This window comes from Pseudoduganella sp. R-32 (assembly GCF_049913245.1).
GTDB lineage: Bacteria > Pseudomonadota > Gammaproteobacteria > Burkholderiales > Burkholderiaceae_D > Rugamonas.
Map to the genome: position 1 here is coordinate 28,331 of NZ_CP183987.1, position 24,192 is coordinate 52,522.

The 24,192-nt window shown below is 58.3% G+C and carries 19 protein-coding genes and 1 pseudogene; 11 read left to right on the top strand and 9 right to left on the bottom strand.

The window, feature by feature from the left end; genetic code table 11:
* The first annotated feature begins 20 nt into the window (after positions 1-20).
* Both ACN9MU_RS00120 and ACN9MU_RS00125 read left to right on the top strand, forming a co-directional pair.
* Positions 21-437 carry a type II toxin-antitoxin system HicB family antitoxin gene (locus ACN9MU_RS00120; protein WP_426343944.1) on the top strand — a complete coding sequence of 139 codons (417 nt, stop codon included), beginning with the start codon at positions 21-23 and terminating at the stop codon, positions 435-437.
* A 115-nt stretch (positions 438-552) separates the two neighbouring features.
* Complete coding sequence (locus tag ACN9MU_RS00125; protein WP_426336656.1) at positions 553-1,566, top strand: hypothetical protein; 1,014 nt, start codon at positions 553-555, stop codon at positions 1,564-1,566.
* Between the two features lie 7 nt (positions 1,567-1,573).
* Here the strand turns inward: ACN9MU_RS00125 and ACN9MU_RS00130 are convergent, their stop codons facing one another.
* From ACN9MU_RS00130 to ACN9MU_RS00140, 3 genes are all read right to left on the bottom strand, one after another.
* Positions 1,574-2,578, bottom strand: a complete 1,005-nt coding sequence (locus tag ACN9MU_RS00130) for a hypothetical protein (RefSeq protein ID WP_426336657.1) — start codon at positions 2,576-2,578, stop codon at positions 1,574-1,576.
* A gap of 69 nt (positions 2,579-2,647) precedes the next feature.
* Positions 2,648-3,511 carry a type II toxin-antitoxin system HipA family toxin gene (locus tag ACN9MU_RS00135; RefSeq protein ID WP_426336658.1) on the bottom strand — a complete coding sequence of 288 codons (864 nt, stop codon included), beginning with the start codon at positions 3,509-3,511 and terminating at the stop codon, positions 2,648-2,650.
* A gap of 434 nt (positions 3,512-3,945) precedes the next feature.
* Positions 3,946-4,305 carry a helix-turn-helix domain-containing protein gene (locus tag ACN9MU_RS00140; protein ID WP_426336659.1) on the bottom strand — a complete coding sequence of 120 codons (360 nt, stop codon included), beginning with the start codon at positions 4,303-4,305 and terminating at the stop codon, positions 3,946-3,948.
* A gap of 115 nt (positions 4,306-4,420) precedes the next feature.
* On the opposite strand from ACN9MU_RS00140, the gene ACN9MU_RS00145 reads away from it, so the two are divergent.
* From ACN9MU_RS00145 to ACN9MU_RS00160, 4 genes are read left to right on the top strand one after another with little or no spacing between them, the layout of a single operon-like run.
* A complete protein-coding gene (locus ACN9MU_RS00145; protein ID WP_426343945.1) occupies positions 4,421-5,887 on the top strand; it encodes a DUF3375 domain-containing protein in 1,467 nt (488 codons plus the stop codon).
* A complete protein-coding gene (locus ACN9MU_RS00150) occupies positions 5,880-6,500 on the top strand; it encodes a DUF4194 domain-containing protein (protein WP_426336661.1) in 621 nt (206 codons plus the stop codon). Before ACN9MU_RS00145 ends, ACN9MU_RS00150 begins: the two co-directional genes overlap by 8 nt.
* Positions 6,493-9,867, top strand: coding sequence for an ATP-binding protein (locus ACN9MU_RS00155; RefSeq protein WP_426336662.1), 3,375 nt, complete (start codon positions 6,493-6,495; stop codon positions 9,865-9,867). The genes ACN9MU_RS00150 and ACN9MU_RS00155 overlap by 8 nt, the downstream gene beginning before the upstream one ends.
* Positions 9,864-11,039 (top strand): Wadjet anti-phage system protein JetD domain-containing protein, encoded by a 1,176-nt coding sequence (locus ACN9MU_RS00160; protein WP_426336663.1) that lies wholly within the window; start codon positions 9,864-9,866, stop codon positions 11,037-11,039. Before ACN9MU_RS00155 ends, ACN9MU_RS00160 begins: the two co-directional genes overlap by 4 nt.
* Positions 11,040-11,128: 89 nt before the next feature.
* On the opposite strand, the pseudogene ACN9MU_RS00165 reads toward ACN9MU_RS00160, so the two are convergent.
* A pseudogene (locus tag ACN9MU_RS00165) lies at positions 11,129-11,669 on the bottom strand (T6SS immunity protein Tli4 family protein).
* Between the two features lie 204 nt (positions 11,670-11,873).
* Here ACN9MU_RS00165 and ACN9MU_RS00170 point away from each other — a divergent pair.
* Entirely contained in the window at positions 11,874-12,887 is a 1,014-nt protein-coding gene (locus ACN9MU_RS00170; RefSeq protein WP_426336664.1) for a hypothetical protein, read from the top strand.
* Between the two features lie 205 nt (positions 12,888-13,092).
* Here ACN9MU_RS00170 and ACN9MU_RS00175 read toward each other — a convergent pair whose 3' ends face one another.
* Genes ACN9MU_RS00175 through ACN9MU_RS00195 form a run of 5 tightly spaced genes read right to left on the bottom strand, consistent with a single transcriptional unit; the run spans position 13,093 to position 20,390 of the window.
* Positions 13,093-13,350: a PAAR domain-containing protein gene (locus tag ACN9MU_RS00175; RefSeq protein WP_426343946.1), complete on the bottom strand. Its 258-nt coding sequence runs from the start codon at positions 13,348-13,350 to the stop codon at positions 13,093-13,095.
* On the bottom strand, positions 13,347-14,456 hold the full coding sequence (locus tag ACN9MU_RS00180) for a DUF6708 domain-containing protein (protein WP_426343947.1): 1,110 nt from the start codon (positions 14,454-14,456) through the stop codon (positions 13,347-13,349). Before ACN9MU_RS00180 ends, ACN9MU_RS00175 begins: the two co-directional genes overlap by 4 nt.
* A gap of 1 nt (position 14,457) precedes the next feature.
* Entirely contained in the window at positions 14,458-16,914 is a 2,457-nt protein-coding gene (locus ACN9MU_RS00185) for a T6SS effector BTH_I2691 family protein (protein ID WP_426343948.1), read from the bottom strand.
* Between the two features lie 3 nt (positions 16,915-16,917).
* Positions 16,918-17,793: a DUF4123 domain-containing protein gene (locus tag ACN9MU_RS00190; RefSeq protein WP_426343949.1), complete on the bottom strand. Its 876-nt coding sequence runs from the start codon at positions 17,791-17,793 to the stop codon at positions 16,918-16,920.
* Between the two features lie 2 nt (positions 17,794-17,795).
* The gene (locus ACN9MU_RS00195; protein WP_426343950.1) at positions 17,796-20,390 is read right to left on the bottom strand and encodes a type VI secretion system Vgr family protein; all 2,595 of its coding nucleotides are present in this window, start codon (positions 20,388-20,390) and stop codon (positions 17,796-17,798) included.
* Between the two features lie 196 nt (positions 20,391-20,586).
* Between ACN9MU_RS00195 and ACN9MU_RS00200 the strand changes: the two genes are divergently transcribed.
* The 4 genes from ACN9MU_RS00200 (at position 20,587) to ACN9MU_RS00215 (ending at position 24,154) form a co-directional block, all read left to right on the top strand.
* Positions 20,587-21,540 carry an aspartyl protease family protein gene (locus tag ACN9MU_RS00200; protein ID WP_426343951.1) on the top strand — a complete coding sequence of 318 codons (954 nt, stop codon included), beginning with the start codon at positions 20,587-20,589 and terminating at the stop codon, positions 21,538-21,540.
* Between the two features lie 34 nt (positions 21,541-21,574).
* Positions 21,575-21,880 (top strand): hypothetical protein, encoded by a 306-nt coding sequence (locus ACN9MU_RS00205; protein ID WP_426343952.1) that lies wholly within the window; start codon positions 21,575-21,577, stop codon positions 21,878-21,880.
* 109 nt (positions 21,881-21,989) lie between these two features.
* Positions 21,990-22,403, top strand: a complete 414-nt coding sequence (locus tag ACN9MU_RS00210) for a hypothetical protein (RefSeq protein ID WP_426343953.1) — start codon at positions 21,990-21,992, stop codon at positions 22,401-22,403.
* Positions 22,404-22,891: 488 nt separating this feature from the next.
* Positions 22,892-24,154, top strand: a complete 1,263-nt coding sequence (locus ACN9MU_RS00215; protein WP_426343954.1) for a TonB C-terminal domain-containing protein — start codon at positions 22,892-22,894, stop codon at positions 24,152-24,154.
* Positions 24,155-24,192: the final 38 nt, after the last annotated feature.

Consider the following 24,192-nt stretch of genomic DNA (forward strand, 5'->3'; position numbering starts at 1 on the left):
CTTGAGGGACCAAATCCAAGTTGAACTACCCCGTCACTTTGACCCCCGACAGCAACGGCTCCTTTCTGGTTGGGTTTCCGGATTTTCCTGAAGCTAATTCAGTAGGAGACACTGTCGAGGAAGCATTGCATGAAGCGGTCGACGCCTTGATTACTGCGTTGGAAATTTACTTCGATGCGCGCCGTCCGGTACCGCAGCCTTCTGCGCTGGCCAAGGGCCAACATACGGTCGCTCTTCCCGCGCTGGAAACTGCCAAGGTACTCCTTTGGAATGAAATGCAGCGACAGCAGTTGCGCAAAGCGGACCTGGCGCGAATGCTGAATGTGCACCAGCCACAAGTGGATCGCCTGTTTGACTTGCGTCATTCTTCCAAGCTGGACTTCGTTGAGCAGACTGCCAGGGCACTCGGGCGACGTTTGACTATTGGCTTGCAGTGAGTCCTAGTGCTTGCACGGCATGGTGTCAGTCATCGTGAGCAATGACCTTAACCGCTTACAATAGCGACCGAATCGCAATCTCCCCAGTTCGGCTGCAATCCAGACAGCATTTGCCATGTCCATTCAGTTCCAAATATTCCCAGACCGTTCCGGTGCCTTCGACTATTCCAGCAACGCCACGAGAGTCGCCGGTGAAAAGGTCGACGAGCTTGCCGACCTGTGGCAACAAGGCCGTTTGAGCGAGAAGCGCTTTCAGGCCGCGCTTGAACAGCAGCTGCAGCAAACTCCATGGCTGCTGGATGCACACGTCTTCCTCGCATCGAACTATTTCGACCTCGGCAAGCCGGTCAAAGCGCTCGAAGCGGCGCAGCGAGGGTTGGACACTGCCCATGACATGATGCCGGAAGGGTTTTCCGGCAGGGTCGAATGGGGCCATCTGGAAAACCGCGCGTACCTGCGGATGCTGCATATCGCGCTGCTCTGCCTCTCACGTCGCCGCAAGCACACGGAGGCGGCGGAGATCGCCGTCCTGATGCTGGCTCGTAACCCAAACGACAACCAGGGTGCGCGTTTCGTGGTTGGCTCAGAACTGCTGCGTGCCGGCATGCGTAAAGAAGCTGCGGTGGCGCTGCAAGAGCACGCCGCTGACTATCCGCCTTACTGGTATGAACTGGGCCTGTGCCACGCTATCGACGATAACTGGGTGGCTGCCGCGACCGCATTCCGCCGCGGCTTCGCTGCTAATCACTACATTGCCGAGCTGCTGTTGAATGAAAGCCAGCCTCTGCCACTCCTGATTCATCACGGCAGCAACTTCGATGAGCCATCGACTGCTGCCGAGTACGTCAGCATGTATGGCGATCTATGGCTGGCACCGAATGGCGCGGTGCGCTTCCTGCGATGGCTGTACAACCAATCACAAGTGATAATTGAGCGTGCCGGAGTCCTGGCCTGCAAGGAGGAACTGCTGTGGGCGGCAAACAGCGCTGACGCGGGCAAGATCGTTCAGCGGCTCGATACGCTGACAGGCATGATTGACGACAAACTCTCCAAAGCGATTGTGCAGCAGCGCACCACCAGGCGCGGGCAAACTGGCTGGCCCTGGAACCTGGCGCTCGGCATGCTCTGAGACCGGATTACATCAATCCCACGCGCTGCAAGCGCTCAATCCAGGCGCGCCGACGTCTATGAGTGGACAACAGTTTCACCAAACCGCGCTGGAACTCGGGCGCCCGTCCGCCAGCCTTGAGTGCCTCGTGTAGTTCCAGTATGGCGCGTTGTGCCCGTTCATAGGCGGCGCCGGAGCCGGCGCGCAAGCAAGCGTCGATCTCCTGCCAGATTTGCTTCGCACGGTCCGCTACGCCAGCCAATTCCAGCGCCCGCTCGGCCTGTTGCGGCGCGCCGGTCATGATGAGTCGAACGACACTGCGCATCTGGTCAGGGGGCAGGTCGCGCATCCACTCTTCCAGCATCGCTGCGTGTATGTCGGCGCCGGCATCTTCTTCACTTGCGGACTGGGCAACAGCAAGTAAATCCTGATCAAGCTGCAGGAATTCGACAAGCGCCTGCTGCGCCGCGGTCAAGGTTTGCAAGCCCGGCGGAACCGGCGGCTCCAGGTCGTCGTCGTCAAGCTCTTCGCTGCACAGGGCGCCGAGCCAGCCCAGGTACAGCGGCCGCCGGTCCCCACGCAGCAATTCGTCGCGCAGCGGCGCCAGGCGCGCCATCCAGCCCGGTCCATCTTCGTCCGATTGAAAGCGTTCGTCGTATCCTTCTTCATCGGTGTAGGACCAGTCCAACAGCCAGTAGTGGCCACTGTCATGAATGGAAAACGCGCTGCAGCCATAAGAGCCCCGGTCTCGCCCGAACCCGGTTGCCTGGATAGCTTCGTTCGGCGAAAACAGCGGCTTGGGAACGCGCAAGATGAATTGGCATTGCCCAAAGTCCGATGAATAGACATGGGCATCGAAATAGCGCTCCATCCATTCGTACGGGTCGCCTTTCAGGTCGCCCCAATGGTAGGTATTGCTGAAGCTGCTGGCGGTGATGGTGGCCCGGGTTGAATAAGACCGCAGCTCGGCTTGCTCAGCCTTGCTGAGTGGCCGATCCAGTACTGCAAATTCATAGTATTGGTCCTCGCTCATCTTGATCCTCGATTATTGGGGACGTCGAGCCGGTACTCTGCCAGGCGCGATGCTGCACATGAATCATGCTCACGGCTGCGGACCTTCATCGCCTGGGAGAGCGATTTGGACTGGTACTTGCAAACGATCGGCTTCATCAGCGACATGGAAGCAACCAGCCAAGGCATGGATATCACGCGGCGCCACACCAGCTTCCCGGAACTCGTCGCGCCACGTCGATGCAATTGCTTTCACCTCGTCGATGATCGTGTGCGCTTCCTCTTTGGTCAGCAGGAACCGGCCACATTGGGAAAGTGCATTCGCAATGGTGCTCGCCGGCCCGAGCTCACCGACGCCGATACTTTGCGGCCGGCCTGGCGCTTCGAGATGCGGGACGATGTCAAATGCTGGAGAGAGCCGGTACTGACCTGGTTGAAGCATAAGGAAAGCATGATTGCGCAGGTGGTCGTCAACGTTACCCACCATGATATTGAGGATCATGCGCCTGTATAGCTCGTGTGCGTCTGCACGAGCGTCCAAGCCGTAGGGGCGCAAAATTTCGGCAATGCCTGCGTATGAGAAGTTTGTCACATATTCTCGACCGTCGTGACTAAGGGGGCGAGGGTCGAGGAAGCTATGCGCGCTTGCGTAGTGAATACGTCTGTCGCCGACGCGATCAAATCGCTCGACGAGCAAGACCGATCGATCCCTGATTTTGATCAGCTCGAACGAGGGAATATTGATACCTGCCCTGGTGCCGAGTCTCAGTGCCGCATATTCAGCTGCGGGAACGTCGAACAGGTCGTCGGGTCGACTGAATTTAGCGATATGTTCCGTTCCGTCGTGGATGACCACTGTTTTTGGGCGCACTCCGCCCAGGCCACTTCCGGGAAATAGCAAGTGAGCCGTCTCTGAATCAAATTTCGCCTCCGGGTCGATGGCGTAGGCCTCCATTTCCCGCAACGCCCTCGCTGTCAGCGCACGCGAACTTTGGATATCGGCTTTAAGCTGAGGTGGCGTATGGTGGTCGGTTGAAAATCCAAGGCAACCGGACCCATGGTGTAGTGAGCTGAGGAACCACTCCACAGCATTCTGGGGCGCTAATTTATTAGATTCACGAAGGAGTTTGAGCGTGAGTTGGGCGCCCCATGCGTTAGGGCCAGCATCGGAGAAAACACCATATGAGGAGTCTCCCCTCCGTGGAATTGCCATCTCAGGTTGTTGTAACGGCACATGGATTGGATCAAGCGCGAACGCGTGGGCCGTCTGCAAATACTTTAATCCATACCCGAACCGTCCGTTCCCATGCCCATCGAGTGCAAAGCGGCCAACTGGAATTGGGTTGGCAGGATTCGCACAGTCAAAAACGACACAAGATTGAATCGGCATTAGAAGTCCCGCTCAAGAGGAACATCATCGCTCGATCGCAAGTGTGCCGGCACACTTGGTTGGTTTACGAGCAGTTCAACGCTCGAAAGCTCTCTCAACGCTTCAAGGACGCTAAGCAATACGCCAATCGACACTCCAGGATCGCCCTGCTCGAGGCGTGCCAGCGTTTGTCGATGAACGCGGCAAGTCCTTTCGAGATCGGCCAATGATCGCTTTTGCGCCTTTCTCGCCTTACGGATGCGGTCGCCCAACCGTTGAGCGGCATCTTGAACTGCAGTGGAATTGAAGCTCTGGTCGCGTCGCATGATCGGGAAAGCTAACTGTATGGGCCTAACGCATACTACATCAATTTGATGCATAGATTCACCTTTTTACGAACAAAAGATGGATGTATGCACCCTAATGGAGGCCTGTGTATCGCACACCCGGCCATGCCTTACAATATTGCTTTTCCCCCAACTCTACCGCCCAACGGTGAAACTCGATCACGCAACCCTTGAGGGCCTGCGCGCCAACCACCCCGCCTGGCGCTTGCTGGCTGCGCGCAATGCGCCGCTGATCGTAAGCTTCCTGCAGCGGGTCTTCATCGCGCCCAATATCCGTACCATGGGCGCCGCCGACCTGGCTGAAGCGCTGGAGGACGAACTCTATGGCCTGCGCGAGCGCATCGGGCAGGACGCCTACGCTGGCGCGGCGATAGATTTCCTCAACGCCTGGGCCAAGCCGGAAAACGGATGGCTACGCAAATTCTATCGACAGGGCTCGGACGAGCCCCAGTTCGACCTGATGCCGGCGACGGAGAAGGCGATCGCGTGGCTCGGCACGCTGGCCGAGCGCAGCTTTGTCGGCACAGAATCGCGCTTGCTGACCCTGTTTGACCTGTTGCGCCAAATGAGCGAGGGCAGCGAAGTCAATCCAGAGCGCCGCCTGGCCGAACTGCAAAAGCGGCGCGACGAGCTGGACGCGGAAATGGCGCTGGTACGCGCTGGCCACGTCGAGGTGCTGAACGACACGGAACTGAAGGACCGCTTCCAGCAATTCCAGCAACTGGCGCGCGAGCTGCTGACCGACTTCCGCGAAGTGGAGCATAACTTCCGCCAGCTTGACCGCAGCGTACGTGAGCGCATCGCCTTGTGGGACGGCGCGAAGGGTGCGCTGCTGCGCGAGATCATGGGCGAACGCGACGCCATCGCCGATTCGGACCAGGGCCGCAGCTTCCGCGCCTTCTGGGACTTCCTGATGTCCAGCACGCGCCAGCAAGAGCTGACGGACCTGTTAACGCGCGTCCTGGCGCTGGAGCCGGTGGCGCAATTGAAGCCGGATGTACGCACACGCCGCGTGCACTACGACTGGTTGGAGGCGGGCGAGCATACCCAGCGCACTGTGGCGCAGCTGTCGCAGCAATTGCGCCGCTTCCTGGACGACCAGGCCTGGCTGGAGAACCGGCGCATCATGGATATCCTGCATGGCATTGAGGCCAAGGCGCTGGCCTTGCGCGCCACGCCGCCGCCGGGCGAATGCATGTGGCTCGACGACAGCGCTGCCGATATCGAACTGCCCATGGAACGCCCGCTGCATACGCCTTCCATCAAGCCGCAGTTCGACACTGCGGCCCTGCTGGCGGGCGATGGCGCCCTCGATGCTTCGGCCCTGTACGAGCAGGTGGTGATCGACAAACAGCAACTGGCACGCAACGTGCGCCAGGCTTTGCAGCAGCAATCGCAAGTGAGCCTGCGCGAGCTGTGCGAACGCCAGCCGCTGCAGCACGGCCTGGCGGAGCTGATCGCTTACCTGCAACTGGATGGCGGGGCCTTCCACACTGTGGTGGACGAAGACGAGAGCGACCTCATTTCCTGGCGTAGTGTGGACCATGACGGCAGCATTGCGCTGCGCCGCGCGCACCTGCCGCGCGTGATTTTTGTGAGAACCAGCAATGGATAATTTGCAGCAAGCCGCGCCGGACCAGTTGTCCGTGCTGTCGATCACCCTGCTCAAGGGCGTCCTGTACCGCGAAGCGGACGAGCGCTTGTGGAGCGACCTGCTCAACTTGCAGTCGCAGGTGCGCGACTACATGGCGGTCCTGCGCCTGGAACTGGCCCTGGACGAAGCGGAAGGCTATGCCTTCCTGCGCCCCAGGGCCGCAAGCGAAGATGAAGGCGAGTCGAAGATGCCGCGGCTGATGGCGCGGCGCCCGCTTTCGTTCCCGGTCAGCCTGTTGCTGGCATTGTTGCGCAAGAAGCTGGCGGAGTTCGACGCCAGCGGCGGCACACGGCTGGTGCTGACGCGCGACGACATCGTGCAGATGGTGGCGCTGTTCATGCCATCCGGCAGCAACGAAAGCCGCATCGTGGACCAGATCGAAACCCACATCAACAAGGTGGTGGACCTTGGCTTCCTGCGCGTGCTAAAACAAAGCACCGGGCCGGCCAGCTATGAGGTCAAGCGCATCCTGAAGGCCTTTGTCGATGCGCAGTGGCTGGCGGAATTCGACAGCCGCCTGGATGCGTACCGCAAGCAACTGGCGCCGGACCCCGCAGGTGAAGCCAATGCTTGATACGGCCAGCATGGACCTGGAATTCCAGGACGACGATACGCAATCGGGTTTCCGTCTGGCGCGCCTGGAAGTCTATAACTGGGGCACCTTCGACAAGCATGTCTGGTCGCTGGACCTGGATGGGCGCAATGGCCTGCTGACCGGCGACATTGGCTCCGGCAAATCCACGCTGGTGGATGCGGTGACCACCCTGCTGGTGCCCGCCAACCGCATCGCTTACAACAAGGCGGCCGGCGCCGACAATAAAGAGCGTTCGCTGCGCTCCTATGTGCTGGGGCATTACAAGTCCGAGCGCAACGAGGCCACCGGAGCATCCAAGCCAGTCAGCCTGCGCGACCACAATAGCTATTCGGTCGTCCTGGGTGTGTTCCGCAACACAGGATATGGCCAGACTGTGACTCTGGCCCAGGTGTTCTGGATGAAGGATGCGCAGAGCACGCCGGCACGCTTCTTCGTCTGCGCCGAGCAGGCGTTGTCGATCAAGGAACATTTTTCGCAATTCGGCAGCGACATGGCGCAACTGCGCAAGAAGCTGCGCAACCTCGGCGCCGAGATAGAGGACAGCTTCCCCAAGTACGGGGCATGGTTCCGCCGCCGCTTCGGCATCGACAACGACCAGGCGATGGAGCTGTTTCACCAAACGGTGTCGATGAAATCGGTCGGCAACCTGACCGACTTTGTGCGCAGCCATATGCTGGAGCCGTTCGAAGTGGCGCCGCGCATCGATGCGCTGATTTCCCACTTCGATGACCTGAACCGCGCGCACGAGGCGGTGCTCAAGGCGAAGAAGCAGGTTGCCATGCTGCAGCCGCTGGTGCAGGACTGTGACCGCCACCTGGACGTGGTGCGGAAGGTGGAGGAGATGCGCCAGTGCCGTGAGCTGCTGCGCCCTTTCTTCGCGGAGCTGAAAACCGGTTTGCTGGACAAGCGGCTGGACAACCTGGAAGAGGAACGCCTGCGGCTGGAAGCCCAGGTGCGGCGGGCAGAGGAAGGCCGCGCCGCCCAGCAGATCCAGGCGGACGAACTGAAACGTGCCGTGGCGGAGAACGGCGGCGACCGCTTGGAGCGCCTGCGCGCGGAGATTGTCCAGAAGGAGGGTGAGCGCGCCAGCCGGCACGCCAAGGCACAGCGCTACGGCGAACTGTCGCAACTGGCGGGCGAGCCGGCCGCACAGGACGAGGATGGCTTTATCCAGCAACGGCAGCGCTTTGCGGCGCTGGCGACGGATGCGCGCGCCCAGGAAGCGAACCTGGACAACGTGCGCCAGGAACACGAATACCAGTTCCGCCAAGGGCGCGAGGAGCATGCCGCACTGGCCGGCGAGATCGCCAGCCTGCAAGCCCGGCGCAGCAATATCGACGACCAGCAGGTGCGCATCCGCAGCGCACTGTGCGAGGCATTGGGGCTGGACGAAGACGAGATGCCTTTCGCCGGTGAGCTGATCCAGGTGCGCGACGATGAGCGCGACTGGGAAGGCGCGGCGGAACGCCTGCTGCGTGGGTTCGGCCTGTCGCTGCTGGTGCCGGACAAGTATTACAAGCGGGTGGCGGAATGGGTGGACAGCACGCACTTGCGCGGGCGCTTCATCTACTTCCACGTCAATGCGCCGCGCGCCGGCAACTTGCCTGAACTGCATCCGGATTCGCTGGTGCGCAAGCTGGCCATCAAGCCAGACTCGCCGTATTACGCGTGGCTGGAGAACGAGCTGTCGCACCGTTTCAATGTGGCTTGCTGCGAAACACAGGAGCAGTTCCGCCGCGAACCGCGCGCCATCACGGCGGCGGGCCAGGTCAAGGACCCTACCGGCCGCCATGAAAAGGACGACCGGCGCCGCATCGACGACCGCTCCCAGTACGTGCTGGGCTGGTCGAATGCCGGCAAGATCGCGGCCCTGCAGGGCAAGCTGCGGCAGCTGGAGCAACGCCTGCAGGCCACGGCGGATGCGCTGGCCGGCCTGGCCCGCGAGCGTGAGCAACTGCGCGAGCGGCTGCAGGCGCTGGGCAAGCTGGAGGAGTTCAAGGATTTTCGCGAACTGGCCTGGACCGACCTGGTGTCCGAGATCGCACGCCTGCAGGACGAGTATGCAAAGCTGGAAGCGGCATCGGACATTCTCAAGCAATTGAATTCGCAACTGCAGGCCGTGCTGGCCGAACTGGCGGCGCTGGAGGCGGATCTTGGCCAGCGCGGCAAGGCGCTGGGCGCGGTCGCCTCCAAACAGGAGGCAGCCCAGGTGCTGCGCCAGCAAGCGCAGGAAATCCTGGCGGCGGCACCGGCGGAACTGCTTGACGCCCAGCGCGCAACCCTGGCAGCCTATCGCGACCAGGCTTTGGGCGAGCATCAGTTGACGGTCGAATCCTGCGACAACCGCGAGCAGGACGTGCGCGGCTGGCTGCAAGCTGCCATCGACGCCGAGGACAAAACCGTCAAGCGTCTGCGCGACGGTATTACGCGCGCCATGATGGCCTTCAAAGACGAGTTCAAGCTGGAGACCAGCGAGTTCGACGCCAATATCGATGCGGACTTCGAATACCGCAACCTGCTGGCACAGCTGATGCGCGACGACCTGCCGCAGTTCGAAGCGCGCTTCAAGGAACTGTTGAACGTCAACACGATCAACGAGATCGCCAACTTCAACGCGCAGTTGTCGCGTGAGCGCGAAACGATCAAGGAAAAGATCGAGCACATCAACCATTCGCTGACGCAGATTGACTACAACCCGGGCCGCTACATCGAACTGGAATGCCAGCTCAGTCCCGACGTGGAAATCCGCGATTTCCAGCGCGACTTGCGCGCCTGCACCGAGGGTGCCCTGACCGGCTCTGAGGATGCCTTGTATTCGGAAGCCAAGTTCCTGCAGGTGAAAGCGATCATCGACCGCTTCCGCGGACGCACCGGCCAGACAGACCTGGACCGTCGCTGGACCAGCAAGGTAAGCGATGTGCGCAACTGGTTCACGTTCGGCGCGGCCGAACGCTGGCGCAGCGATCACTCCGAGCATGAGCACTATTCCGACTCCGGCGGCAAGTCCGGCGGGCAGAAGGAAAAGCTGGCCTACACCATCCTGGCGGCCAGCCTGGCCTACCAGTTCGGGCTGGAATGGGGGGCGGTCCGATCGCGTTCCTTCCGCTTTGTCGTCATCGATGAAGCGTTCGGGCGCGGCTCGGACGAATCGGCGCAATATGGCCTGCAGCTGTTTGCCCAGCTCAACCTGCAACTGCTGATCGTGACGCCGCTGCAGAAGATCCATATCATTGAACCGTTCGTTTCCAGCGTCGGCTTCGTGCAAAACGAACATGGCCGGGACTCGCGCCTGCGCAACCTGACCATCGAAGCCTATCGCGAGGAGAAGGAGGCGGCAGGCAAATGAGCTGGACCACCGCCGCCGACCTTCGCGCGCAGGTGCTGCGGCTATGGGAGCGCGGGCTGCTGTTGTCCGCTGCAGCCGGGCAGGGGGAGTCCTTCCCTTGGCGGTTGCAGCTCAAGTGCCCCAGCTCGGGTGAGATCGCCGCCAGCTTTGAGCAAGTGCGCGCGTGGGCCGGCGCGCTGCATGGGGCAGCACATGTGCGCATTGAGATGCGCAGCTTCAATCACCGCATTTTCGGCCAGAATAGCTTGCCGTGCGAAGCGTGGCTGGATAGCCTGGACGATGCCCTAGCCCTGATCGGAAAACGCGAGGCCACAGCGCGCTTCCGCCAGATGCTGGAGCTATGCACCGTCAGGCTTCCCATCCTGCAGCCATGGCTTCTGCGCAAGCCGCTGCGCAGCCTTGAGTTGGCGGATGCCTGGCCCCAATTGCTGGCAGTGGTCGAATGGCGCAGCCAGCATCCTCAACCCGGCATCTACCTGCGCCAGGCGGAGGTGCCGGGGGTGCACACCAAGTTCATCGAGGCGCACCGCGGCGTGCTTGGCGAGCTGCTCGACCTGGCACTGCCGCCGGAGTCGGTCAATCGGCAATTCCCCGGCGTGGCGGGCTTTGCCCGGCGCTATGGCTTCTTGGACAAACCTCCACGGGTGCGATTCCGGATGCTCGATTCCGAACTATCCGTCATTCCCAACCAGAGCGGGGCGGATATCAGCGTGGATGCGGCGACATTTGCCCGCCTGTCGCTTCCAGTCCGGCGCGTTTTTGTGACGGAGAATGAGATCAATTATCTTGCCTTTCCTGCCACTCCCGGCAGCATGGTACTGTTCGGCGCCGGCTACGGGTGGGATATGTTGGCGGACACCGTATGGTTACACGAAGTGCCGGTGTGGTACTGGGGAGATATTGATACTCACGGCTTCGCGATCCTGCATCAACTGAGAGAACGCTTGCCGCATGCAAGGTCGTTCCTCATGGACCGCGACACCCTGGTAGCGCATTCATACGCATGGACAACCGAGGACAGTCCTGTCTCTCATGAGATGCCGTTGCTGACCGAGCAGGAGCGCGAGGTGTACGACCTTCTACGTCGGAACGCACTGGCAAAAAACTTGCGCCTCGAACAAGAGCTGGTCGCATTTACATGGCTCGCCAACGCCATCAATACGAAGGACTAAGTTCTCCTGCCTGAACAGTGCAGCATTAGTTCGTTAGCCTAAGCCTGATGGAGCTCAACACCTTCTCCCATAGGTAAAGGGCCTCGCGATCAGAGATCGCTGGCTCTAACACCGCCAATCACGTTGTCTTTAACTCCGGTCTGCATCTGAATATCCAACACTGGCAGCAGAGGATTTTTTGGTTCCCCCTGGCTCACGTATTCGAATTCGTGATGTTCGTCTCCAGTCTTTTGTTCGGGCATCCGGGCTCCGACTTCGAAGCCATCCCAATTACCAACCTTCCTCGGCCTTTTTTGTCATCTCAATAGAATTATGGACATCCGCGAACTCCTTCAGGCGTATCCCGATTGAGACCGCTTCCACCATGTATTTGTGAGGCGGATCAGCTATAAAAGCGCCATCAATACACACGCCAGGATCGCTCGGTATTTCGTCTTCCGCGCGCGGGCGAAGGCGCTTGGCAACTTGTCTGGCGTCGTCGACGTCGTCCAGGAACTGGTCTCCTTCGCCAAAGGCTTCATACTCCTGAATGTAGACATCCGAGCCTAGCTTTATCAACGACTGCACACTGTAAAAAGCACCGTCGCCCCGGCCCACACCAAAGAAGGGGCGACACAATTTCATCCGCATGTTTCTCTCGCCCCGAGAAAGATTTCATGACGTATCTTACCGATGGGATGCTGATGGCATGGAACATTGCAACGCTCAAAGCTTTCGGCCCTGTGATCACCACTGCCGATCGTTGAAACCTTCGTGACCAATATCCTTATCCGCTTACAATAGCGACCGAATCTCAATTTTTCCAGTTCAGCTGCAATCCAGACAGTAATTTCCATGACCATTCAGTTCCAGATTTTCCCAGACCATTCGGGCGCCTTCGACTATTCCAGCAACGCCGCACGAGCGGCCGGTGAAAAATTCGACGAGCTTGCCGACCAATGGCAACAAGGCCGCCTGAGCGATAAGCGCTTACAGGCCGCGCTTGAACAGCAGCTGCAGCAAACTCCATGGCTACTGGATGCCCATTGCTTCCTCGCGTCGAACTATTTCGACATGGACAAGCCGGTCAAAGCGCTTGAAGCGGCACAGCGAGGACTGGACGCCGCACATGACCTGATGCCGGAAGGGTTTTCTGGCAAGATCGAATGGGGCCACCTGGAAAACCGCCCGTACCTGCGCTTGCTGCAGATAGCACTGCTCGGCCTCGCTCGTCGCCGCAAGCACAAGGAGGCGGCGGAGATCGCCGTCCTGATGATGGCTCGTAATCCAAACGACAACCAGGGCGCGCGTTTCCTGGTTGGCTCAGAACTGCTGCGTGCCGGCATGCGTAGTGAGGCCGCCCTTGTTCTGCAAGAGCAGGGCGCGGACTATCCTCCCTACTGGTATGAGCTGGGCCTGTGCCACGCTATCGACAATAACTGGGTGGCTGCCGCGACCGCATTCCGCCGCGGCTTCGCCGCCAATCATTACATTGCCGAGCTGCTGCTGAATGAAAGCCAGCCTCTGCCACTCCTGATTCATCACGGCAGCAACCTGGAAGAGCCATCGACCGCCGCCGAGTACGTCAGCATGTATGGCGATTTATGGCTGGCGCCAAATGGCGCGCAGCGCTTCCTGCGATGGCTGTACAACCAGTCGCAAGTGATGATCGAGCGTGCAGGAATCCTGGCCTGCAAGGAAGAACTGCTGTGGGCGACAAACAGTGCTGACGCGGGCAAGATTGTTCAACGGCGCGATACGCTGGCAAGCAAGATTGACGACCAACTGTCCAAGGCGATTGTGCAGCAGCGCACCACCAGGCGCGGGCAAACTGGCTGGCCCTGGAATCTGGCGCTCGGGATGCTCTGAGACAGGATCACATCAATCCCACATGCCGCAAGCGGTCTACCCAGGCGCGCCGATGTCCATGAGTGGACAACAATTTCACCAAGCCGCGCTGGAACTCAGGCGCTTTCCCGCCAGCCTTGAGTGCCTCGTGTAGTTCCAGTATGGCGCGTTGCGCCCGTTCATAGGCGGCGCCGAAGCCGGCGCGCAAGCAGACGACCAACGAACCTCAAATTGACGAAATAAGCTTTGCGCCACAACCCGTTCGGTGCCCATCATAGGCAACCTCTTTGCCATTATGGGTTCGTTCACTATGGGAGGTCTTAATGGGAAAGGTGCCTCGGCATTGGGGACAAAACGTCATGTCACCATCAACAGCAACTGGCTTACCTAACACTTTGAAATCGCTTGTCGCGCTTATGACTTTTCCGCCGTGCGAAGTCTTATCGCCTAAGCGAATGGTGCCGCGGCCTTTGCTGTCTTTCATGATGCTCTCGCAGGATAGGGCGCCACATCGTTTAACGGTGATACTTCTTCCGCCCAGAGTTCTGCATTTTTCGATTCGCTTTGCCCAGACCAACCGATGACTTCCTTCCTCGGAAAGTGAGGATATTCGTTTCGGTGTTTGGCCAGTACCGTCGCAGCCCAACCAATTGGGGTTTTTCCAGAAGGTTGTGCGTGAACGTCGCTGGCCTCTACAGCGCAAAGCCGATTTACATCATCCGGCCAGATCGGCGCACGGCATGTTGATAATGACAGGACACGCAAGCATGTCAATCCCAGGATGGCAGGCATAAAAAGGATTCGGAAGACGATGCCCGCTGAATGGTCGATCTCGTACATGCAATGCAAGAAGGATTCGCGAACGTCTTCTTTCTCGGACAAATAAAGCATTGGCGAAGGCAAGGTCTCGGGACCATCATTCATGAACGCGCAGTAGTAGTTCCACTGTGCCAGCAGGTACTCCAATCCAGGAAGCTCAGGCCAGTCCTTGCCGATTGCGAACGCGCGCTCAACTAATCCTGATTCGTCGAGTACATATCCCATTATCTGGTAGTTGGTGAATGTAGTTTTTGTTCCTTTGTGAACACAAAAGATGGTCCTGTCAGACCAAGGAACTTCCCAACAAATATCGCCTTCGCCGGGTTTGGCGAAGAAGCGTCGGCGTCGGATCTGGAATATCTTCTTCTCTTTTCTATGGAAGCGAATTGTTCGGCGCGTAAGCGAGAAGAATTCGTCACGCCCGGTGCGGAAAGCTAGATAACCAAAACCGAACATCGCCGGCACAGTCACAGAAAGAAAAGTAAGCGATCCGCCAATATCCTGCGGGCCTAGGCGATTGTCCAAATATGGAAGCATTGAGAAAAACAGCCCAACCATACAGCCGGCTAAAGCAACCAAGGTCGCTGCACTTATCCATTGTCTCCCACAAAACGGCTCGTCACTCACATCCATGTAACTTGAGTTGACACGGAATATCGTTCCGTCGTCTGCCATAGCTGGACCAACCCTTCCAGCAATAGGCAATCGATGGTTGCTATCCCATTCTGGAATCGGTTGTCCACACTTGTTGGGAACGATCCGCTCATCCATCCTAACCTCCAGCAGCTTCGTTGAACGATTTCAATTCTTCTTCGCTCGAAAGGTACCTATCACTTTCGGTGCCAAAGTAGCATCTACTTACCCATGTTCGCAGTTCTGCACGATTCAGATATGGCAGCAGGAGAGCGAAGGCCACCGCTGCCAAGAGAGGTATCCATAGCGCTGGGACCCCTGTACACGCCGCAAAAGTCAGGAAGCCACCGGCCACACCGGACAAAACATACGTAGTAGCAGCACCAGTACGTTTGTCATGCCAGGCAATCCACGCCTTTTGCAAATCAAAAAAGGTGCCGAGCAGTCCAGCGATCCCGCCAATCACGCGAGCGGACGCTCCAACCCTTGCCAAAGTAATTGGAGTGATTTTCCAATGCTCAAGCAAGTACAGTGAAAGAGGGTGCGTCGCTGATTTCTTGGCCGTCATTGCAGCAGCTTCGGTTACCGTCATGAGGATGGTGACAGCTGCGCCTCCGGCCTTGACTCGCGTTTCCAACTCGTTGTACCGGTTGTTGTCATTCAAGTCCTTCAGCGCGAAACCCAGCGCTATCAGTTGGACAATTGACGTCACCAGACCTAGCCTGAATTCCCGTGGCGCGGAAGAGTTAAGCCATTTCTTTACCTGATCTACTCTTGGAAACTTGGAGCGGACGCTACTCGCAGCAATAAGCCCCTCCTTTTCAATCGATTTCATATCAATCTCAAGGATGCCAAACGATGACGATTCGTCCTGAAGCCTGATTCCTGTTTTCGCCGCGTCAAATGCCGCGGCTCGGGCTTGCTGCCGGGTCTGCGACAACGGCAAAGATTTTTTCTTTACTGCTTCGATTACCCACTCCCACAGCTCTCTCTTTGTTTTGTCTCGAGCCCAAATAACCACTTGGCCAGTACAACTAAGAGTTGCCATCACAAGGTTTCTGGCGGTGAATGAGGCTGTACTTACTACTGCATCGATCAGCACGTTAGCGATTGTTAGCACTAAACTGTCGACTAGCTTTGCGGCCTCAGCCTTCGACACCTTTTCAAGTGCTCTCTTGTAAAGATTAAGAATTCCTTCGGTCGGAAAATCGCTTAACTTTAAATGCGGGGTTGTGGCGTTAATTAGCTCTGCCTGGTTAAATAGCAGTGCCTTTCCGAGTAAGTTCTTGTTCTCCGTGACGCTTTCAGCACTGAGCCAAGCGAGTAAGACTTCCTTGCACTGAGCTGTATTCGCACCATGGCCAATGCACTGAGCAAGCGACTCACGATAAGCGTAGCCACTGCGAATATCTTCGTCATCGTGTACGGCCAGCATCCAGTTAGCAAGCTGGTCGGACTGAAGCCATGTGCTATGCAAACCGGCGAGCCTGCTGGCCTTTGATTCAAACCCTTTCATCGCAGCGGCGTATTTTGATGGGAACTCCTTCATTCGATCCCTATCCAACAATGACTTTCCGTCGACGATCAGTTCTTCCCACGCTACGTCTACATCACTCTGGATAGCCTTCTCGCGTTCAGCTTCTGTTCTATGGAAGACTCGCCTGTCGTTCTTGGGAAGGGCGCCGCCCCGAACAACCATCATTTCGACCTTGGGCTGTGGGCCGGTGACGTGCCGCGCTTCGGCCTTGAGCCGAGCGTCGCTCCGCACGCCAGACTCCAAGGAGTCGAGCAAATTCATACAAACAGAGCCTCGATGAGCACTTTCATCGAAGCCCGCATAGGAAGTTGGCAACGTCAGTTCACTTAAGTCGTTCGCAATCCCTACTGGGTCGTCCAGCGCGACCACGAATGCCTTTCCTACCGAACTGCTCTTGGCGAGAATCTGCTCGAAACGAGGGCGCAACAACCGCCGCTTTCCCTCGGCTTCGGTCGGTGCACCACTAAAACCAAAAGCGGCTTTCAGCGCTTGGGCGTTAGCGACAAAATGTGGAATGCTGCCCGCAGCTGATGAAAACTGGCATGCATGCTGAACTTCGCCCTTCAGCATGGACGTCACGTCAAAGCATTTCATATGCAGCCTGCGCCAGGAGATATCCGACACCTTGGCCCTAAGTCGCTTTGTCCAGAAGGTGCTTGTCCAGCCGCACCAAACCCGACCTGCGGGGTCCGATTCCGAATGATCGACGGAAAAGCATGTAGAGACTACCGCATGAATTGAAAAAACACAGGCATGAGATGTATCCTGTGCTTGCTGCACGGGGTCATAGAACTCGTCGATCGGTGACAGAGATCCGGTCGGATGCACAACAAATGCCTTAAGCCGTCTCCTCTTTTCGTCGTAGACGTACAGATATCCCGATCTCAGGCTCCGCAATGTGAATTTGGCGGGACTGATATCTTGGGGTCCCCCTTCGACGCGGAACGTGCCTGATAAACCCGATACGCCCAACGCGCCGGCAGGGCAGGCGACGGCATAGCGAACGGGATAAAATAGGATGCCGCTGCGGTCACAGTAGCTGCAAGTCTGTTTGGCCATGCATTACCTCGTCTGGACAGAGAATTTGAATTCTGGCGTCAAGCGATCCAGTTCCTCCTCATCCACCAATATCCGGAATTCCGACCACTGCATATGTCTCTTGGCCAGCTTCTCGCGCATGCCTTCGAGCGGGCGATGGAATTTGAAAGCATCCCCGAACAAGACCAGTAGTCGGGCATATTCTGCTTGCTGGGCCGGTTCCACCAATCCCAGATTGGTCGCTGCTTCACGCATACCTCGGATAACCGCTTGCTGTACGGCGGGAGCGGCTTTGGGCTCAATCGACCTTTTCGCACAGATCTCTGTATGAATGCGATGGATGAATTCACTGATTGAGAAAGTCGTCCATTGGTCGGGGGTTGGCCAAGACTGATTCGCTATGCCGTATGCGCTGGAATGATCCTGTGCCCCTTCGATTCGCCACCATTGGCCAGACCATGGGAGTACCCAAGACTGGATATCTTGGAAAAGCGCGTCGCGCTGTTCCGGCGTCATTACGTTACATGCTAAGGACGTCACCCTTGGATCGTAGAATCGCCAGATCAACCGATGCCCACCGTTACGTCCAACAAGGCGTTCAGCCACTAACGCAGCCAGATCAACACCATTCAGTTCACTGCTAATCCAGGCACAGACGTAAGGGGGCCTGGCATGCTCAAGTTCGGCAACACAGAGATCTTCAAGCAATTCGCCATCGGATTCTGAGATTGTTGAAAGGTCGATTAACTGAGGCATTAGGTGTTCAATTTTTTCCAGGCCGAAGGGAACGCATGGAATTCCAGCCAGGCTTTTATCATCAATGTAGTGTGGCCGATTAGACGGTTCGAGCAGTACGAATCCCTGTTGTGGAACCAATTGCCATCCTTCCTGGAGATTCATCGTCAACCTCCATTCAAGGCATACGATGCACGTCCAGATTGGGCGGCACTTCCAGCCTGCTTTTCGCAACCATTCGCGCCAGGGAAGTCTGCCTTCATTGACTTTCCTTTCATCGTTTGGTGCTCAGCAGCATGCATTTCATTCCTTCCCGATGTATAGCCCTTAATTCCCTCAGAATTCAATATGAGCTCACTGCCACCTCCGTGCAGCCTGATCCCTTGTTTTGCCTTCAGGTTGATCCAGTCAGCAGTGCTGATGAGTTCAACGACCTTCTTCGCCACAATTTCAACTGCGTCTAGATTGGAGTTCAGTTCAATTTTTCCTACTGCGGCGACCACTTTTGCTCCACCTTGATTTGCGAAGAGCCGAAGACCCTTGGCCGAACGGACATAAGTCATTCCTGCCGACGAAAAGCGGGTCGCGTTACTGCTACAGATGTCTGTGTCGGTGGCAGCGCTGATCAACAACGGGCCGCCACTTGTAAGGGCAACACCTGATGGGCTATTAATTGCCGTCAATTGCGATCCATGTTCGTCCCACCCGGCAAGCGACTTTTCCAGCTGCTGCAGTTCATCGCACGTATCTTCGTCATTCGCATACTTAGCAGCCAACTTCGACAATTGCTCTGCTATCCGTCTTGTCCCCAACACAAGCTCCATGAAGGCGGAGCGATGCAACATCTTCGCGTCGTCGCCCGCGACAGCTTCACTCGTGATGAGAACGCCTTCCATTCCTCGAATTACTGTGCTGAGTTCACTCCGAAGTTCGGCCCCTTCCCCACGGGTCTTCGCGGCACCACTTTCACGCTCTGTGGTCAGAAAGCCCATATTCAGTTGCGCTCGTCCGTGATCGCTGGCCAACTGCACGGCAATCTCACCTGCTGTGTCATCGAACCTGAGTTGATTCGAGCGGTCGCCGCCAATTTCTCGACTTCTGAGGCCTGATAGGAATCGGTTTCCCGGCAATCCGCTTTCTCTGCTTAGCGCAGGAGGCTGGCCTGCCTGGTTATAAGCGTGTCCAATGACAATGGGCTTGTCGGGGTCTCCGCCGAGAAAGGCGACAAGTACTTCACTTCCCACGCGAGGGAGGAGCACGCTGCCGCATTGATTCTGAAAGCCTGGCCCGTTACCGGCCCAAGCACTCGCCACGCGCACCCATGCAGAATCAAAGTGTCTATCAGCGGCACCTGCGCCTTGGGCGTGTTGATGATCTTCTGTTCGCATAGCCCGAAAGCGGATCTTTACCCGGCCCAGTTCGTCACAGTAGACCTCCTCGCCTTCCGGGCCGACGACAATGGCGCTTTGCATCGGCACGTTCGGAAGATCCGAACGCGCGTCATATGCCGGCACGATGGAGATTCCGCGCCGGACAGCAGTGATATTTACTTTGACACGCGTGGCAGATGATCCACATTCATGCGTCGACATCCATCGACTACCGGAAAACAGCCGTTCAACTCGCGCGGTCAGTTCTTTCGATAGGTTGTTCGTGACCGCCATCTGCAGTGACGTGATGACAAATTCACGTTCACTACTGCCGTGGGCATCGATCTCTGGGTGACCTTCGAGTTCGAAGTGTTCGCCAACGCAGAAGTCACGCACACTGCCTTCTCCATAAAAGCACTTGGTGTCAAAGTCATGACGGTTCATCGTCAGCTGACCAAGTCGGCAAAGGTCGTCGTAGTCATCGCCTGCATGGGGCGACAAGGTCAGGTAATCATCCAAAGAAGCCGACATTTCGTTGCCGTTCTCCCCTTGATCGGAGCGGCCCTCGACCTGGGTTCTCATAAAATCCGTACCTTTGGGATTCCTGTAATTCCAACTGAAGCGCGACACCCGGCCCGGCTGCAGGGCGCGAACAGCGCGCCATGAAGTGATGGTGTCGCGTTCTTCAGTAGCAGCATCGCGGTGGTAGCGTACAACGCCGACGGCATTGGGCGGCAGCGTGTCAGCGCTGTCGAACAAGACCATCGTATGTGAAGGCCAGTTGGACTTACCTGCGCGGAAGTACCAGGCAATGCCTCGGCGTTTGAGCAGGCGGCGGATAAAGGCTGCATCTGACTCGTTGTACTGCATGGTGAATTCGCGCTGTGGGTATGCATCGACCTTGAACGAATCATCCGTCTCGTGGCGGAAGCAGGTGCCGATGATAGGGTTGGTATGTATCCATTCATCCAGAATAATCTGCACGATCTCCACTTCATTCTTGCAGCGGAACACACGGGTGTTGTTGCGCTTTTCCATGATGGAAAGCGCATCGCGCAGCACCAGCTGGTAGCTGGCCAGGCCGCCGTCGCTGTCGCCGGCATGTGCTTCGGTGACAATGCCGCATACGCTGCGCAAATCGCCGCGGTCAGTCACAATATCAACCGCCGCGGGGAGTGCGATGAGCTCCTTGAGCGGGATGAAGGCATCGAGAGAGAGGCAGAGGATACGGTATTCAACGCTGCCGCAGATGGATTCGCTGCCTTGCACATGCTGGGGTAGCAGCACGTCTTCCAGCATCTGCGTCGGATGCGCCAGGCGCAGTCGCAATGGACGGCTGTCGGTGATCAGGTCCTTGTCTTGCCGGAAGAAGCTGAGCAGGGCGTTGTCCACGTTTGGCTCCGTTCGTCTGGTTGACGCGAGCGCCTATAGTGGCACGCGTGATTTGTACCGGCCTTGATGTTTGGCAAATATGCTCGTCGCACCAGCATTGCCAAATTAGCCACATTGGTAGCCGGACTGGTTATAATTTGCAGCCGTCTTCCTGCGGCCGCATAAAAGCAAACTTATAAATCCTCGTCCAACACCCATGCACTTCTTCGCTCGCACCCTGCTGGCGGCCTTGCCGTTTGCCGCCACGCCCGTTTTCGCAGCAACGACCTACCCTCCTTCAGCCTACCGCGATGGCGCGGTCAAATGCCAGCAGCTGCGCCAGCTCGATTGCGCGGAAAAGAACTGGGTGCAGTACATCAAGATGAACCCCACCGACGTGCATGCCATTGCGAGCCTGGCGGTCATCTACAGCTGGGACGAAAAGCACGCACTCGCCATCGTCCAGGCAGAAAAAGCCATCGAGATGGGCCAGGGCACGTACGACCTGTTCGCCGCCTATGCGCGAAGCCTGGAGAAGGTGGGCCGCATCGACGAGTCGATCGACTGGAACTACAAGACGCTGGCGATCATGCCCAAGCTGGTGAATGTGCGCGGCGACCTGGCCAGGCAGCTGGTGGCGAAGAAGCGGGAATACGAAGCCTTGGCGCTTCTGGCCTCGTTCGACGCCACGCTGGAAGAGAAAGGCCATGGGCACTACTTTGACGGCCAGCGCATCGCCATCGAAACGACGATCGAACGTCAGGGCCAGGCACTGGCCGGTGCACAAAAGAGCCTGCGCCTGTCGAAGACCGGCGACCATTTCTATGCACCGGTACGCATCGGCGATGCACGGCCGACAGCCTTCGTTGTGGATACCGGGGCCGCGAAGACCATGCTCAGCGAAGACATGCTCGCCGGCTCCAGGGCAAGCTACAAGGTGCTGCAGCCCAAGGTCGTGATCGGCCTTGCCGACGGCCGCCGCTCCACCGCGCGACTGGTTGTGCTGGATGCGCTCAATATCGGGCCTTTTGAGCTGCGCAAAGTCACCGCCATTGTCTGCTCTACCTGTGTACCGCTTTTGGGCCAGGCATCGCTTTCCCAGTTCAATATGGCTTCGGCCAAAAAGCAGGGCGTGGAGTTCATGACGCTGGAACCACGGGCGGTACGGTAACGGGCGCTGAAATCCGCGAACTATGAAAGCAGCTATGACAGATCCTGAAACCAAACAGATGGCCGAATTCCTCGTGAAGATCGAATTGACCCTTGCCCAGGTGTTGGATGCCCAGCGTGAGCACAACCAGTCCGAGCGCGATTGGTTTGCTGCGGATATTCGACTTCGAGAAGAACAACTTACTCTCCAACAAGCTCTGCTTCAAAATAGTAGGGCCGCCCAACGAAAAAGCACGCGCAATGTGCTGGTGATGGGAATGTTGGCCGGGGCCATGCTCTTGCTGGGGCTTGGCCTTCTAACGGAGCCTTGGTGGATGCCAGTGGTCTCGGGCGGCCGATAACGTGCTGCGAGTCACTGAAAGGCATGGTTCTTTCAGAAACCGACAAACCGCCCCCCTCGTGACAGGCAAAACCATTGCAGTCACCCAGTTTGACGGCTCCGTCACGCTGATGAAGATCGACCTGGCCACCGGTGCCAGGGAATTTGCTCCGTCCACAGAAGTAGACGCAGAGAAGGTCGCGTTCGGGCTATACGAGATTGAAGAGAGCGGCCATCACGCGGAATCGATTGTCTTGCTGGCGACTCCTGATGGGCCCCTTCTGATTTTCCACGACACCCTGTACCACCCTGATGCCGATGAAACCACAGTCGAGATCGCGGATCAGGAGACGGTCTCGCACTTCCGCGTTCTTCATCGCGGCACACCAGTTTTCGAGTTGGCGTACGAGAAGAAATCTGCAATAGGTCTACATCCCTATGCTCGACATCGCGAAGACGTGGACTTCTACTTCTGGCTCAAAAGCAAAGTCAACGAGCCGGCTTTTTATCGCGCCTACACCAGGGAAATTGTCTTCGTGACGTAGTTCAGTGTTGCGTATTTCACCCTATCAGTTGCCAGTTGATTAATAGCCGCCTGCCTTTGTGATAGTCTGTGGTGATGTCCTCAGCAATCACACTCGGCCGACTCAATAGCTTTCAGCGCGAACCGTGGCGACTGAGCTCTGCGCTCGTGATCTCCGCATTCGTTCACGCACTGCTTTTGAGCATCAGCCTGGGTGGCCAGACATTCGGGCTTCCCGCACTCAATTTCCCGTGGCAAGAACCCCGACTGGGGGCCAACGACTTGCAGGTCTTGCTGCTGCCGGCCCAGCCGCCTGCAGCGCCCATATCGGGGCCGCTGCAACTGCCAGCGGAACCGACGCGGCCAACAGTCCCCGCGCCGGCGCCGCCTGCGTCCGAAAAGACCGCGCTTGCGAGCACCGTGACAACCATGCCCATGTCACCTCCCGCCGTGCCTCCAACGCCGACACTTGCGCCAACGCCCGTTCCCGCGCCGGCACCAGAGCCCACAGTGGCGTCGAAGCGCCCCGATGTTCCGTTGCCGACAGCGCCCGCCGCGCCGCCAATCGTTACGCCCAAGGCGAACGACATCCCGCTGAAGCAGCCCGAGCAGGAAACCCGGGAGCGCTCGCATGAACAGGCCAAGCTGGAGCAAGAGCAGCAAGCCGCAGAAAAGCTGCGTCAATCTGAGCTGATCGCCGAGGCCGAGCGCGAGGCCACGCGCCAGGAGCAGCTCCGCCAGGAAACCGCCCGCGCCGAACAGGCAGCGCGTATCGAGGCTGCTCGCCTGCAGGCCGAACGCCAGGAGGTTTCTCGACAAGAGCTGGCACGCGCCGAAGCCGAGCGCGTGGAGGCTGCCCGCAAGGAGGCCGTGCGCCAGGAACAAATCAAGCAAGCGCAGCTCGAAGCAGCCCGGCAAGAGCAATTGCGGCTGGATGCCGCGCGCGCGGAGCAGGCAGCCAAAGCGGAGGCTGCACGTAAGGACGCCGAACGTCAGGAGCTCGCCCGCCAGGAGGACGCCCGCCGGGAGCGCGCGAAACAAGAAGAAACGGCACGGCAAGAATTGGCCCGCCAGGAGCTGCAACGCGCTGAAACCGCGCGCCTGGAAGCAGCGCGCAAGGAAGCCGCCCGACAAGAGCAGGCGAAGCAGGCGCAGATCGAAGCAGCACGTCAGGCGCAGCAACTGGAAGCTGCCCGCCAGGACACAATCAGGCAAGAGGCGGCCAGGCAGGAAGCAGCCAAGCAGGAGGCTGCGCGCCAGGAACAGGCAAAGCGCGAGCTGGCGCAACGTGAGAAGGCCAAGCAAGAGGAAGAGCGTGAGGAACGCCTGCGCGCCATCGGCCGGCAACTCAACGAAGAGGCGGCCCAACGCGATGCGGCGGCGAAGAACCCATCACGCTCGCTGCTTCCCACTGTTAGTGGCCTCCGCCGCGGCTGGCTTTTCGGGCGCGCCGATCCGAACATCGACCTCGTTCAGTACGCGGAGGCGATGAGCAAGAAATTTGAGCTGAACATGGCGTTCGACATGCTGCGCGACGTGGTCAAACAGCGCCACGTGTCACCGATGGTGACCGTCGCCATCCGGGCCGACGGCTCCGTGGAAAAGGTGACTTTTGTCGTCTCCAGCGGCGTGGCCGCAATCGACGAAGCAATCCGAAAAGTCATCTCCAGCCAGGCGCCTTATGGCGCCTTTCCACCTGCGCTCGCGCGCCAATATGACGTCATCGAAATCCGTCGGACATGGGTGTTCGACACTGCCATTCGCTTGCAATAGGCTGGTTGCCCAACAAAAGGCCGCATGCTAGTCTCGGT